The following is a 13,848-nucleotide window of genomic DNA, read 5'->3' as shown; positions in this document are numbered from 1 at the left end:
GATATAAATTACAGAGGTCATGATGAGTACTGAAATCAAAACTCAGGTCGTGGTACTTGGGGCAGGTCCTGCAGGCTACTCTGCAGCCTTCCGTTGCGCTGATTTAGGTCTGGAAACCGTCATCGTAGAACGTTACAGCTCGCTGGGCGGCGTTTGCCTGAACGTGGGTTGTATCCCTTCTAAAGCACTGCTGCACGTTGCAAAAGTTATCGAAGAAGCGAAAGCGCTGGCCGAACACGGCATCGTTTTCGGCGAACCGAAAACCGACATTGACAAGATCCGCACCTGGAAAGAAAAAGTCATCACTCAGCTGACCGGTGGTCTGGCTGGCATGGCCAAAGGTCGTAAAGTGAAGGTGGTTAACGGTCTGGGTAAATTCACCGGCGCTAACACCCTGGAAGTTGAAGGCGAAAACGGCAAAACCGTGATTAACTTCGACAACGCGATCATCGCGGCGGGCTCCCGTCCGATTCAGCTGCCGTTTATCCCGCATGAAGATCCGCGCGTTTGGGATTCCACCGACGCTCTGGAACTGAAATCTGTACCGAAACGCATGCTGGTTATGGGCGGCGGTATCATCGGTCTGGAAATGGGTACCGTATACCATGCGCTGGGTTCAGAGATTGACGTGGTTGAAATGTTCGACCAGGTTATCCCGGCTGCCGACAAAGACGTGGTTAAAGTCTTCACCAAGCGTATCAGCAAGAAATTCAACCTGATGCTGGAAACCAAAGTGACTGCCGTTGAAGCAAAAGAAGACGGTATTTACGTTTCCATGGAAGGCAAAAAAGCCCCGGCGGAAGCGCAGCGTTACGACGCGGTGCTGGTAGCTATCGGCCGCGTGCCGAACGGTAAAAACCTCGACGCAGGCAAAGCCGGCGTGGAAGTTGACGATCGCGGCTTCATTCGCGTTGACAAACAAATGCGCACCAACGTGCCGCACATCTTTGCTATCGGCGATATCGTCGGTCAGCCGATGCTGGCGCACAAAGGTGTACACGAAGGTCACGTTGCCGCAGAAGTTATCTCCGGCCTGAAACACTACTTCGATCCGAAAGTGATCCCGTCCATCGCCTACACCGAGCCAGAAGTAGCATGGGTTGGCCTGACTGAGAAAGAAGCGAAAGAGAAAGGCATCAGCTACGAAACCGCCACCTTCCCGTGGGCTGCTTCCGGCCGTGCTATCGCTTCCGACTGCGCAGACGGTATGACCAAACTGATCTTCGACAAAGAGACCCACCGTGTTATCGGCGGCGCGATTGTCGGCACCAACGGCGGCGAGCTGCTGGGTGAAATCGGTCTGGCTATCGAAATGGGCTGCGACGCTGAAGACATCGCGCTGACTATCCACGCTCACCCGACTCTGCACGAGTCTGTTGGCCTGGCGGCAGAAGTCTTCGAAGGTAGCATTACCGACCTGCCAAACGCGAAAGCGAAGAAAAAGTAACTTTTTCTTTCAGCTAAAAATGCGTAAGCGGCTCTAAGAGCCGCTTTTTTTATCGCTAATGTTTAGAACTATGTCCCTGTTCACAAACCGCTACACCTCATACATACTTTGAAAATAGTCACTCAGTAAACTAATAGGCAGTTAATTATGTATCTGAGGTGTGAGATGAAACGCTTATTGACCACGGCGCTGTTAGCCACGACGTTAGTATCCGGTATGGCCTGCGCGGCTGATGCGACAATTCCATGGGCGGCGAACAGCGGCGGTACCGAAAGTACCCATATTGCGGCGATGGGCCAGGATCTGAATGCGCAGCATCAGTTGGTGACGAAGACCAATGAAGGGGTGTGGGCGGCGAATTCCGGGAGCATCAGCTCGGATGAAGCGGCGCTGACCAGTCAGAAACCTGCTTTTGCCGGTTATCCGGAGCTGATGCCGCACCAGGGCTAAGCACCAGAGAGTGCCCGGTTGCTATTGCGCAACCGGGCATTTTTTTATTGATTGACCGGCTGCCATCCCGCCGCTGAATCGGGGGCAAAATGCGTAATTGCCTGCGCTTTCGTCGCGCTCTCTTCGCCCAGGTTCGCCTGCCAGACCTTATCGTTCTGATCGATCATAAAGCTCATCACCCCGGTTTCTCCCCACTCTACCGGCCATGCCAGTAAGGCGACGCCTTGGCTATCGTTATCGGCGATAATGCGGAAACGGTAGCCATGATAACCGGCGCCGGGCTCCGTCGGGCTAAAGGCCGGCCCCAGCGGGCTTGGCGTTTCGCCCGGTGAGGTTGGCCAGTACAGACCATCTTTTTTGCCTTCGCTGCTGATGATTTTTTGCGCCCAGCGATGATTCATTTGATAGTAATCCTGCTGGGCATCAACGTAGGCGTGCATGGCGGCAATTGCCGACAGTTCATTGCGGCCGATGGCGCGTGTGAGAATTTCATCTTCCCCGGCCGCCATATCAAATCGCCAGCCCTGTTCATCTTTGACAATCGGAATTGGCAATCGCCACGCTTCACTGCCGACATCAAGCCAGGCGTTATTACCCTGCTGCACAATGACGTGTTTCACCTGCCAGTCGCGCTGAAAGCGGTCGACGGCATTGGGATCAATACCATCGGTGGGTAAAAACTGCTGCCAGTTATCGCCGAGCAGATTATTGAGCGCGGCTTTATCACGATGATTGAGCGCATCGGCCAGCGCGCTTGCGGCTTTCTCCGGCGTGGGAAACTGTTGCTGGGCGAAGGCGGCGAGCGGCGACAGCATTAATGTTAATAGGGCGATCTGTAATGGTTTTCTCATCTGCTCATCCTCAGCGACGACGCAATTCATGGTGTTCGGAAAGGCGCTCTCTGGCGGCGCCGCGCTGTTCGCTACTCAAGCCGGAAATATTACGGCTTTGCAGCCCGCGCGCCTGCTGCGATTGCCAGGAGGGGGAGCGACTTTCGTTGCCGCTTAAGGCATTGGCGCGGGCCGTGCTTACCGCTTGCTGACGCTGGGCCGGCGTCGCGGAGTGAATCTGCTGACGGCGCTGTTGTTGCTGAGGCGTAGGATTTTGCACGTGGCTCTTCACGGCCTCGCGATGCTGTTGCTGCTGCGGCGTTGGGTGTTGCAACTGCGTTTTCGCCGCTTCGCGACGCTGCTGTTTGGCAGGTGTCGGCGTGCTGTCGTAGCCACGGTAGCTGCTGCGCTGGGTGGCCTGCTTCAATTGTTGAGAGGCCGCCTGACGCTGCGCATCGCGCGAGGCGCTAGTGGCCGCCAGCGTGCCTGCGCTGGCGGCTGGCGCGTTGGGATGCTGAAGCTGCGTCATCGCCGCTTGCCGTTGAGCGTTGCGATCGACCGGCGCATGCTGGGTCGTGCTGAGTCCGCCGGGCATATTGGTCTGATGATAGCGCTGGGCGACATTATTATTCGGATAAGGCACGTTGCCGCGATAGGCGGGGTTATGCTGCCAGTTAACGCGGTTACCCGGTAGGTTCTGCCCGGTAATGTGGTTGAAATTATTCACATTAATATTGATGTTATCGCCATTGTGCTGGTAACCGCCGTGATGGTAATCGTCATCATGATGATGGTCATCATCATCCCAGTCGATGCTGCTGAAGAGCGCCCAGGTGGTGGCGACGCCAAGACTGTAGCCAAAACCTTTGACAAAGCTATCGGTGAACTGCTCTCCGGGAGGCGGCGGCAGATAGACCGGGGGATAGGCGCTATTCGGCCAACTGCCGTAGACGGTCGAAGGGTTATAGCTTGGAACGTATACCACTTGCGGGTTGGTCGGTTCAATTTTGATGATCTGCGAAGGCGCTGGAGAAGCCGTTGAGGTTGTCGAGGTTGATACCGCGCTGCTATTCGATGACCTCGAAGAGGCTGGCGCCGCGGCCGTGACGGTCACTTTCTGTTGCGGCGTGGATTTTAATGTCCCGGTTTGCTGGGCAATGGCGCGCAGGCGCTGTACGGAGTCCATGACGTCGTGGGGTTGGGCTAAAAATGCGTCGCCAAGGTTTTCCACCCACGGCGGATTTTCGCCCATCATTGCCAGCAGGGCGGGAAAGGCGACGAGGGATTTGACGCTCGGATCCCACGGCTGGCTGGCAACGGCCTGAACGGCCGCGTCGCCTTTCATCGACGGGTTATCCTGCGACCACTGTACCGCCTGCATAACGTTGTCCGGATAGGTGGAGGCCATCAGTACCTGCGAGAGTAAACTGTCCGGATAGAGCGCGATTGGCGCGACCCATTGGTCGATTTGCGCCTGTGTGTAGGTGGCTGTGACCGCTTGTCCCGCCGCCGGCGCAGTCGGGGACGCCGGCGCGGGTACCGTTGTGGGCTGTGCCGTCACCGGCGCTTCCGCGATAGTCTCTGGGGTACGACTTTTAACATAGAGCGTTCCTGCCGCTGCGAGTAAGCCTGCGCTGCAGAGCAGGGCGATAATATGGGGTTTGAACGGTAGTGACATGGAAGCTCCTGACACAGAAATGTTACCCATCTCGCTAAAGTATCGGCGAAAACGGTACGTTAGGGGAGTATATGAAGACGATATTGTTTTTTTTGATTTTTGTTGGGATCCTGACATTAAATCTGTAACAGAAATAAATTTATCTACCAGCATTTGAACAGAAAGCCTGCAATATCCTGCCCTTAACGATTCAGCTAAATTTTAATGTTGCTTTTTTGTAAACAGATTAACACCCTTCAAAAATCCTGCTATGCTGCCCTCGCGGTATCGGGCATTTACCCTACAAACTGCTGTCTCACAGGAGCGTGAAGAAAATCGCCTACCGCATTTTACAATGAGAGCGAGGAGAACCGTCGTGCTAGAAGAATACCGTAAGCACGTAGCTGAGCGTGCCGCCATGGGGATTGTTGCCAAACCCTTAGACGCAACCCAAATGGCCGCGCTGGTAGAACTGCTGAAAAACCCGCCAGCGGGTGAAGATGAATTCCTGTTAGATCTGCTTACCAACCGTGTACCGCCGGGCGTCGATGAAGCCGCCTATGTTAAAGCCGGATTCCTTGCCGCTATCGCCAAAGGCGAAGCGACCTCCCCACTGGTTACCCCTGAAAAGGCCGTTGAACTGCTGGGCACCATGCAGGGCGGTTACAATATTCACCCCCTGATTGAAGCGCTGGACGATGCCAAACTGGCGCCGATTGCCGCGAAAGCGCTGTCCCATACCCTGCTGATGTTCGATAACTTCTATGACGTAGAAGAGAAAGCCAAAGCGGGTAATGAGTACGCTAAACAGGTTATGCAATCCTGGGCTGATGCCGAGTGGTTCCTGAACCGTCCGCAACTGGCGGAAAAAATCACCGTTACCGTCTTCAAAGTTACCGGCGAAACCAATACCGATGACTTGTCTCCGGCACCTGATGCCTGGTCCCGTCCGGATATCCCACTGCACGCTCTGGCGATGCTGAAAAACGCTCGCGAAGGAATTGAGCCGGATCAGCCGGGCGCGGTCGGCCCGATTAAACAAATTGAAGCGCTGCAGCAGAAAGGCTTCCCGCTGGCCTACGTTGGCGACGTTGTTGGTACCGGTTCTTCGCGTAAATCCGCCACCAACTCGGTGCTGTGGTTCATGGGCGACGATATCCCGAACGTACCGAACAAGCGCGGCGGCGGCCTGTGCCTGGGCGGCAAAATTGCGCCTATCTTCTTCAATACCATGGAAGATGCGGGCGCGCTGCCTATTGAAGTGGACGTGAGCAACCTCAACATGGGCGACGTCATTGACGTTTACCCGTTCAAAGGTGAAGTGCGTAACCACGAAACCAACGAGCTGTTGGCAAGCTTTGAACTGAAAACCGATGTACTGATCGACGAAGTGCGCGCCGGCGGCCGTATTCCGCTGATCATCGGTCGCGGCCTGACGACCAAAGCGCGCGAAGCGCTGGGGCTGCCGCACAGCGACGTTTTCCGTCATGCGAAAGATGTGGCGGAAAGCAACCGCGGCTTCTCTCTGGCGCAGAAAATGGTTGGCCGCGCCTGCGGCGTTGCCGGTATCCGTCCGGGCGCTTATTGCGAGCCGAAAATGACCTCCGTCGGTTCTCAGGACACCACCGGTCCAATGACCCGCGATGAGCTGAAAGACCTGGCGTGCCTGGGCTTCTCCGCGGACCTGGTGATGCAGTCCTTCTGCCACACTGCGGCTTATCCGAAGCCGGTTGACGTCACCACGCACCACACTCTGCCGGACTTCATCATGAACCGCGGCGGTGTTTCACTGCGTCCGGGCGATGGCGTTATCCACTCCTGGCTGAACCGTATGCTGCTGCCTGATACCGTAGGTACCGGCGGCGACTCCCATACCCGTTTCCCAATCGGTATCTCCTTCCCGGCGGGTTCTGGTCTGGTGGCCTTCGCCGCCGCGACCGGCGTGATGCCGCTGGATATGCCGGAATCAGTACTGGTGCGCTTCAAAGGTAAAATGCAGCCGGGTATTACCCTGCGCGACCTGGTTCACGCCATCCCGCTGTATGCCATTAAGCAGGGCCTGCTGACCGTTGAGAAGAAAGGTAAGAAAAACATCTTCTCTGGCCGCATCCTTGAAATCGAAGGTCTGCCGGATCTGAAAGTCGAGCAGGCATTTGAACTGACCGATGCTTCCGCTGAGCGTTCTGCTGCTGGTTGTACCATCAAGCTGAACAAAGAGCCGATCGTTGAGTATCTGAACTCCAACATCGTCCTGCTGAAGTGGATGATCGCGGAAGGTTACGGCGATCGCCGTACGCTGGAGCGCCGTATCCAGGGCATGGAAAAATGGCTGGCGGATCCGCAGCTGCTGGAAGCCGACGCTGATGCGGAATACGCGGCAGTGATCGACATCGATCTGGCGGATATCAAAGAGCCTATTCTGTGCGCGCCGAACGATCCGGACGATGCGCGTCTGCTGTCGGACGTGCAGGGTGAGAAGATCGACGAAGTGTTTATCGGTTCCTGCATGACCAACATTGGCCACTTCCGTGCTGCCGGTAAACTGCTGGACAGCCACAAAGGCCAACTGCCGACTCGCCTGTGGGTGGCGCCGCCAACCCGTATGGATGCCGCGCAGTTGACTGAAGAAGGCTACTACAGCGTGTTTGGTAAGAGCGGCGCGCGTATCGAAATCCCTGGCTGTTCCCTGTGTATGGGCAACCAGGCGCGCGTGGCTGACGGCGCGACCGTCGTGTCGACCTCTACCCGTAACTTCCCGAACCGTTTAGGTACCGGCGCCAACGTTTATCTGGCCTCTGCCGAACTGGCGGCGGTCGCTTCTCTGCTGGGCAAACTGCCGACGCCGGAAGAGTACCAGACCTTCGTCGCTCAGGTTGATAAGACGGCGGAAGATACCTATCGCTATCTGAACTTTAACCAGCTGGATCAGTACACTGAAAAAGCTGACGGCGTGATTTTCCAGACCGCTGTGTAATCCGTTCGGTCAGCCTGGCTGACCGTTTGGCTACAAACTCTCCAATGCCCGCTGAACATTGCATCAGCGGGCATTTTTATTTTTAAACCTCCCACCCGTTGCGCTTTTTTTCTTCCTGTCTGCTGCGATAATTAGGTTATGGGTACAGTGCAGCGGTGACGCATTGCCCTTGCAGAGGAAAAGATTATGGATTACGAATTTCTGCGCGATATTACCGGTGTGGTAAAGGTGCGAATGTCGATGGACCACGAGGCGATTGGTCACTGGTTCAACGAAGAGGTGAAAGATAACCTGGCTCTTCTGGATGAAGTGGAACAGGCAGCGCGCACCGTGAAAGGCAGTGAACGTTCCTGGCAGCGAGCCGGCCATGAATATACGTTGTGGCTGGATGGCGAAGAAGTGATGATCCGCGCCAACCAACTGGAATTTTCCGGCGATGAAATGGAAGAGGGGATGAACTACTACGACGAAGAGAGCCTCTCTCTTTGCGGCGTGGAGGATTTCCTGCAGGTGGTTGCCGCATACCGTGAATTTATGCAGCAGCGTTAATGATTCGTTTTGTGCCGGGCGGCGCGGAACCGTAGGCCCGGCAGGCAAAAGCGCCGCCGGGCATTTCAGATGTTACACCGCAGGTATATTGCGGGCGTAATAAATTTCCCGCATCTCTTTCCACAACAGGTCGGTAATCACCTTGCGCTCTTGTTCGCTTAACTCTTCCGGTTTGGTATGGAACATGTAGTGCTTCAGATCGAACTCTTTCAGCATCATTTTGGTATGGAACATATTTTCCTGATAGACGTTCACGTCCACCATGTCATAGAGCGACTTCATATCTTCTGACATGAAGTTCTGAATTGAGTTGATTTCATGATCGATAAAATGCTTCATGCCGTTGATATCACGAGTGAACCCACGCACGCGATAATCAATGGTTACGATATCGGATTCCAGTTGGTGAATCAGGTAGTTCAGCGCCTTCAGCGGTGAAATCACCCCACAGGTGGAGACTTCAATATCGGCGCGGAAGGTGCACAGGCCGCCTTCCGGATGGCTTTCCGGATAGGTATGCACGCAGATGTGGCTTTTATCGAGATGTGCGACCACGGTCTCAGGCAGCGGGCCCGGATGCTCGCTCTGATCGATAAGCTGCGGGTCGATAGGCTCTTCGCTAACCAAAATGGTGACGCTTGCGCCCTGCGGTTCATAATCCTGGCGTGCAATGTTGAGTATGTTGGCGCCAATGATTGAACAGGTCTCGGAGAGGATTTCCGTCAGGCGATTGGCATTATAGAGTTCATCGATATAGGCGATATAGCCATCGCGCTCTTCGGCGGTTTTAGCGTAGCAGATATCGTAAATACAAAAACTCAGGCTTTTAGTCAGGTTGTTGAAGCCGTGCAGCTTAAGCTTTTTCAATTTGGTTCACCTCCTCGTTTCAGGTTAGCTGGCGGTCAGCGCATCCAGCAGGTACTGCGGTAGCGCGAAAGCCGCGGTATGAATTGCCGGATTGTAATAACGGCATTTCAGCCCGGCGCTATGGAAGCGGGCCTGAATAATTTCCGTCGACAAATGACGAAGTGCTTCATTATCGGTCGCCCAGGCAAAGGTCATGATGCCGCCATAGTAGGTCGGGATCGCCGCCTGGTAGAAGCTGACATCGGTGAAATAGTGGCTGAGCTTGCGATGGCTGCCGACCGCTTCATCCTGCTGCAGGAAGCTTACGCCGTTCTGGGCAACGAAAATTCCGCCGGGATTCAGGCAACGTTTACAACCGGCATAAAACGCCGAAGTAAAGAGGCTCTCACCGGGGCCGATCGGGTCGGTACAGTCGGAGATAATGACATCAAAGGTTTGTGACGTTTGGTTGACGAAGTTCACGCCGTCATCAATCACCAGCGTAAAGCGCGGGTCGTCATAGGCGCCGGCATTATGGTTTGGTAGATACTGACGGCAGAACGAGACCACCCCGGCGTCGATTTCCACCATGGTAATGGTTTCGATATGTTGGTGGCGGGAGACTTCACGCAGCATCGCGCCATCGCCGCCGCCGATGATCAGCACGTGCTTTGCGTGACCATGCGCCAGCAGCGGAACGTGGGTCATCATTTCATGATAAATAAACTCATCGCGCTCGGTGGTTTGCACCACGCCATCAAGCGCCATCACGCGGCCAAATGCCGCATTTTCGAAGATGATTAAATCCTGATGATCGGTCTTCTCATGGTACAGCACGTTATCAACGGTAAAATATTGACCAAAATGGTCGTGCAGCGTCTCATGCCAGTGATTACTCTCGGCCATGGCTTACTCCTCCTTTGTTAACTTCTGTCGCGCCCGCAACGCGGGCACCACATCATAGCCAACTATAGATAGAGATTGATATGGCGAATAGTAAACCTTCTATTGTTTAGATGAACTCTCGCTTAGCGTGAGGTTTTCGGCGCAGATGCTCTGGATTGTTGGTCGCTGTTGGGTCTGGCGTCAACAATTCGCACGCTATACACCATCGTCGCGCCAGGCGGAATTTTTCCAGGGATTCCTTTGCTGCCGTAGGCCCGCTCCGGCGGAACAACAATAGTGATGGCGCCATGGTTACTAAGACGTTTAAGCGGTTCACGGAAGGTTTCGGGATATTGACTTAGCGCCTGGGTCCAGACCTTATCTTCGGCTTCCATATCGTTTATCACGGTACCGTCGATCAAGCTTTCTTTGATAACGACGGTGACGATATCGTTATCAGCGACCTTACCTTTACCGGGGTAGTCTATACGGCTGTAAATACCTTCTTTAAGCACTGCGCCTTTCTGCGCGGCAAATTGCTGCTGATACTTTTTACCTTCACGGAGAGTTTGCTGCTCAAGCTTATCAATGTTTTTGTATAACCGCTGTGAGACGTCGAAAAGCGCCTTATTGCGTGCTTTGTCATCCAGCGCCGGCTTACCGGCAAAAACATCGTTAATCCCCTTAAGAACGGTTTCCTGTTGCAGGTTTAACCCTTTCGCTGCCTGACTGGACAGCGTTTTAAGCGCATCTTGCCCTATCGACACGCCAACCGAATATGCCTGCTGCTGTGGAGCGCTGCTGAGGTTTAGCGTGGGGGATTTGGCTGTCGTGGCGGCGGTGGTTTTTACGCCGGCGAGTTCGGTGCTCAGTTTCTGCTGCTCCGCCATTGCCGCAGCCAGCTTATCGCTCAGGGCCTGCTTGTCTCTCTCCAGCGCGTTGAGCTTTACCGTTTGCTCCTGCAAAGCGGCGACAGAGCGTTTGAGATTATCCGCGCCGTCGGCTTTTTCCTGCTGAACGGTACCGACTTGCTGCACAAGCCGCTTGTTTTCCGTGTCCAAAGCAGCGATCCGGCTCTGGAGTTGTGCGATGGTTTTATTTAATGCTGCATTATCTACCGGCGCTGGCATCGCGGCGGGAGGTGGCGATTTCAGCTGTTCCTGCAGTTGGCGGATGATCTTATCTTTGTCGGCGATGAGACTTTTTTGCGCGGCCAGCTTTTTGTGCAGCGCTGCAGTGTTGTTCTCGCGGGCTCTGGTTGGTTTACTGACCTCCGGCGCCGGAGGTATCTCTTTCTTCTCTTTTTTCTCCTGCTGCTGGACATAGTTGAGAAATGCAGGCGCATCGTCATCCGCTTGCGCATAAGCAATAAAAAGGGACGCCAGCAAAATGAAGGCCAGCGTCAATATATTAAGGCGATTTATCATGGCGCCTGTCACTTCACCGCATTATCGCCGCGCATGACCAGGCTATCGATCAGCGACTTTTCAATATCGGCGCAAAGCTTAATAGATTTAAATTGATACATAGAATCTATGCCCTGACGGGTGGGATCGGCGACTTTCATACGCACTGAGTTATATTGCGACGCCGCGCCTATCAGAGCGGTGAATTCACTACCCAGTCTTGAGGCTTCTTTCGGATTGACTTCTTTTAACGAATCCAACGCCTGGCGACAGGCATTAAGTCGCTCCTGCTCAGCGGCCAGTCGCAGCTTTTCATTCTGTTGCGCGTCGGTGGCAATGGCGATTGGTGGCGTTATGGGAGCGTTAGCCTGACGATGCGCCTGGCAGCCAGCTAACATGAGAACAGCGAACGGAAGTAAGCGAAAAACAGGTGAGATATTCAAAATGTCATTCCATTGCAATAAGAGAGATTGCAGGCGATTTTAATTAGCCAGCAGGTCTTTGCAATAAACGATGAGTTGAATTATTCTCTCCTGAATGTGATTTTTTTTGATAAATTAAGCCGTCGTCTAATTAATGAATATAAAGCATATTAGCTGCATGTGAAATAAAAGTATCGCGCAATGAATTCATAGTAAATGAATCACAGGGGAAAAGAATAATATAGCATTCTGCAACCGCATCGCGGCGGCTGCAGATACGTTTACTTCACATAGGCCAGCAGGCTAAGGGAGTCACGCGCCAGAGCTTTGCACTTTTTGGCGGTTGGGATTTTGATGCCGCTGAGATCGCGATAGCTGTCCTCACCTAATGCTTTCATATTAAAGCTATCGTAGTTGCTGAGGTCCCATTGGTTTTGCTGGGCAAAAAAGACCAGCGCGCGGCGAATTTGCGTATTTGGCAAATTTTGATAGCCGCAATCATTTTTCAGGAATACAAATACCGCCGTTAAATCAGCCATATCTTCCGCTTCGGACTCGCTTAATGCATAGCTATTGGCGGAGAGGGCGAGCAGGCTGCCAAACAGCATTGTTCTGAAAAACGTCTTCATTTTTTCTACCATTGAAACACGGACAATCAAAGTTAGCATACTTCTTTACACCACGCAGAGCTTTATTCACAAGCTTCTGCTTGACCTTCCCGTTGCGGGAGGGTTTAAGCTTAAATATTCACCAGCAGAATAAAAGGATGTGAAAATGCAACGTCGTGAGTTTATCAAATTAGGCGCCGCGCTTGGCGCGGTCAGCGCCTTACCGCTCTGGAGCCGTTCGGTATTCGCTGCCGGCCGTCCGGCTTTGCCGGTTCCGGATTTATTGACCGCTGACGCGCGCAATCGCATTACGCTGACGATTCAAGCCGGAAAGACGCAGTTTGGCCCGCATCTTGCGACGACCTGGGGCTATAACGGTAACCTCCTCGGGCCCGCGTTGAAGCTGAAGCAAGGTGAAGCGGTGACGGTAGATATTCACAACCGCCTGGCGGAGGAGACCACGGTCCACTGGCACGGGCTGGAAGTGCCTGGCGAAGTCGATGGCGGTCCGCAGGGCGTCATCGCCGCAGGAGCCTCAAGGACGGTGAGTTTTACGCCGACGCAGCGAGCTGCGACCTGCTGGTTCCATCCTCATCAGCATGGTAAAACCGGCCGTCAGGTTGCCATGGGGCTGGCGGGTTTGGTGCTGATTGAAGATGTCGAAAGCGGGCAATTACTGCTTCCGAAGCAGTGGGGAATCGATGATGTTCCGGTGATCGTGCAGGACAAAAGATTCAATGCCAATGGCGAAATAGATTATCAGCTCGATATCATGAGCGCCGCCGTTGGCTGGTTTGGCGATACCCTGTTGACGAACGGCGCGCTGTATCCCGAACACGCTCCGCCGCGCGGTTGGTTACGCCTGCGTCTACTTAATGGCTGTAATGCCCGCTCGTTGAATTTCGCTACCAGCGATCGCCGCCCAATGTACGTAATAGCAAGCGACGGCGGCCTGTTGGCGGAACCGGTCAAAGTGAGCGAACTGCCGGTGCTGATGGGCGAGCGTTTTGAGGTTTTAATTGATACCCGCGACGGGAAGGCATTTGATCTCCTGACGATGCCGGTGAGCCAAATGGGGATGACGATTGCGCCATTTGATAAGCCGCAGCCGGTGCTCCGTATACAGCCGCTATTGATCCCGGCCTCCGGTAAGTTACCCGATACTTTGGCCGCGATACCCGCGCTGCCGTCACTGGAGGGGCTGACGCAGCGCACGCTGCAGCTGTCGATGGATCCTATGCTCGACATGATGGGTATGCAGGCGCTAATGAAGAAATATGGCGACCAGGCGATGTCCGGTATGAATCATGGAATGATGGGGCATGGCGACATGAACAATATGGGAAATATGAATCATGGTGAAATGAAGAATATGAACCATGGCGGTGGCATGGGACATGGCGTTTCATCAGACAAGGGTTTTGATTTCCATAGCGCCAACCGCATCAATGGCAAGGCCTTTGATATGAATGTGCCGATGTTTGCCGCGGCCAGGGGGCAGTACGAGCGCTGGCTGATCTCCGGTAAGGGCGACATGATGCTGCATCCTTTCCATATTCATGGCACGCAATTCCGTATTCTGAGTGAAAATGGCCAGGCGCCGGCGGCGCATCGGCGCGGCTGGAAGGATACGGTAAGAGTGGAGGGCGGGGTGAGCGAAGTGCTGGTGAAGTTCGATCATCAGGCGCCAAAGGAGTTCGCCTATATGGCGCACTGTCATCTGCTGGAGCATGAAGATACCGGGATGATGTTGGGATTCACCGTGTAGGACTGT

Annotated in this window: 12 protein-coding genes; 5 read left to right on the top strand and 7 right to left on the bottom strand. The window is 54.1% G+C overall.

Annotation, left to right across the window (positions count from 1 at the left end; translation table 11 throughout):
- The first annotated feature begins 22 nt into the window (after positions 1-22).
- Positions 23-1,447 (top strand): dihydrolipoyl dehydrogenase, encoded by a 1,425-nt coding sequence (lpdA, locus tag ABLV78_RS20900; protein WP_015368220.1) that lies wholly within the window; start codon positions 23-25, stop codon positions 1,445-1,447.
- A gap of 165 nt (positions 1,448-1,612) precedes the next feature.
- Entirely contained in the window at positions 1,613-1,897 is a 285-nt protein-coding gene (locus tag ABLV78_RS20895) for a hypothetical protein (protein ID WP_045390053.1), read from the top strand.
- 44 nt (positions 1,898-1,941) lie between these two features.
- Here ABLV78_RS20895 and ABLV78_RS20890 read toward each other — a convergent pair whose 3' ends face one another.
- A complete protein-coding gene (locus ABLV78_RS20890) occupies positions 1,942-2,748 on the bottom strand; it encodes a DUF2950 family protein (RefSeq protein WP_047042659.1) in 807 nt (268 codons plus the stop codon).
- A gap of 10 nt (positions 2,749-2,758) precedes the next feature.
- On the bottom strand, positions 2,759-4,405 hold the full coding sequence (locus ABLV78_RS20885; protein ID WP_047042656.1) for a DUF3300 domain-containing protein: 1,647 nt from the start codon (positions 4,403-4,405) through the stop codon (positions 2,759-2,761).
- Positions 4,406-4,760: 355 nt separating this feature from the next.
- On the opposite strand from ABLV78_RS20885, the gene acnB reads away from it, so the two are divergent.
- Both acnB and yacL read left to right on the top strand, forming a co-directional pair.
- Positions 4,761-7,358 (top strand): bifunctional aconitate hydratase 2/2-methylisocitrate dehydratase, encoded by a 2,598-nt coding sequence (gene acnB / locus ABLV78_RS20880; RefSeq protein WP_072201386.1) that lies wholly within the window; start codon positions 4,761-4,763, stop codon positions 7,356-7,358.
- Between the two features lie 186 nt (positions 7,359-7,544).
- Entirely contained in the window at positions 7,545-7,907 is a 363-nt protein-coding gene (yacL, locus tag ABLV78_RS20875; RefSeq protein WP_015368214.1) for a protein YacL, read from the top strand.
- Between the two features lie 72 nt (positions 7,908-7,979).
- Here the strand turns inward: yacL and speD are convergent, their stop codons facing one another.
- From speD to ABLV78_RS20850, 5 genes are all read right to left on the bottom strand, one after another.
- Positions 7,980-8,774 carry an adenosylmethionine decarboxylase gene (gene speD, locus ABLV78_RS20870; protein ID WP_015368213.1) on the bottom strand — a complete coding sequence of 265 codons (795 nt, stop codon included), beginning with the start codon at positions 8,772-8,774 and terminating at the stop codon, positions 7,980-7,982.
- 24 nt (positions 8,775-8,798) lie between these two features.
- Complete coding sequence (speE, locus tag ABLV78_RS20865) at positions 8,799-9,659, bottom strand: polyamine aminopropyltransferase (RefSeq protein WP_045390062.1); 861 nt, start codon at positions 9,657-9,659, stop codon at positions 8,799-8,801.
- Positions 9,660-9,781: 122 nt separating this feature from the next.
- Positions 9,782-11,065 (bottom strand): FKBP-type peptidyl-prolyl cis-trans isomerase, encoded by a 1,284-nt coding sequence (locus ABLV78_RS20860; RefSeq protein ID WP_047042653.1) that lies wholly within the window; start codon positions 11,063-11,065, stop codon positions 9,782-9,784.
- Positions 11,066-11,073: 8 nt separating this feature from the next.
- Entirely contained in the window at positions 11,074-11,487 is a 414-nt protein-coding gene (locus ABLV78_RS20855; protein ID WP_047042651.1) for a YuaE family lipoprotein, read from the bottom strand.
- A gap of 260 nt (positions 11,488-11,747) precedes the next feature.
- Positions 11,748-12,095 carry a YacC family pilotin-like protein gene (locus tag ABLV78_RS20850; protein WP_015704423.1) on the bottom strand — a complete coding sequence of 116 codons (348 nt, stop codon included), beginning with the start codon at positions 12,093-12,095 and terminating at the stop codon, positions 11,748-11,750.
- Positions 12,096-12,240: 145 nt separating this feature from the next.
- On the opposite strand from ABLV78_RS20850, the gene cueO reads away from it, so the two are divergent.
- The gene (cueO, locus tag ABLV78_RS20845) at positions 12,241-13,842 is read left to right on the top strand and encodes a multicopper oxidase CueO (protein WP_047042648.1); all 1,602 of its coding nucleotides are present in this window, start codon (positions 12,241-12,243) and stop codon (positions 13,840-13,842) included.
- Positions 13,843-13,848: the final 6 nt, after the last annotated feature.

The sequence above is a fragment of the Klebsiella sp. CN_Kp075 genome, assembly GCF_040065055.2.
GTDB classification, from domain to species: domain Bacteria; phylum Pseudomonadota; class Gammaproteobacteria; order Enterobacterales; family Enterobacteriaceae; genus Klebsiella; species Klebsiella aerogenes.
Note: the sequence above shows the minus strand (reverse complement) of the source record. Positions and strands in the feature narration are given on the sequence as shown.

Coding starts and splice junctions, on each gene's coding strand:
- ABLV78_RS20890 (WP_047042659.1), bottom strand. CDS start 2,748: ATGAGAAAACCATTACAGATCGCCCTATTAACATTAATGCTGTCGCCG.
- ABLV78_RS20885 (WP_047042656.1), bottom strand. CDS start 4,405: ATGTCACTACCGTTCAAACCCCATATTATCGCCCTGCTCTGCAGCGCA.
- ABLV78_RS20895 (WP_045390053.1), top strand. CDS start 1,613: ATGAAACGCTTATTGACCACGGCGCTGTTAGCCACGACGTTAGTATCC.
- speE (WP_045390062.1), bottom strand. CDS start 9,659: ATGGCCGAGAGTAATCACTGGCATGAGACGCTGCACGACCATTTTGGT.
- cueO (WP_047042648.1), top strand. CDS start 12,241: ATGCAACGTCGTGAGTTTATCAAATTAGGCGCCGCGCTTGGCGCGGTC.
- ABLV78_RS20860 (WP_047042653.1), bottom strand. CDS start 11,065: ATGATAAATCGCCTTAATATATTGACGCTGGCCTTCATTTTGCTGGCG.
- ABLV78_RS20850 (WP_015704423.1), bottom strand. CDS start 12,095: ATGAAGACGTTTTTCAGAACAATGCTGTTTGGCAGCCTGCTCGCCCTC.
- yacL (WP_015368214.1), top strand. CDS start 7,545: ATGGATTACGAATTTCTGCGCGATATTACCGGTGTGGTAAAGGTGCGA.
- lpdA (WP_015368220.1), top strand. CDS start 23: ATGAGTACTGAAATCAAAACTCAGGTCGTGGTACTTGGGGCAGGTCCT.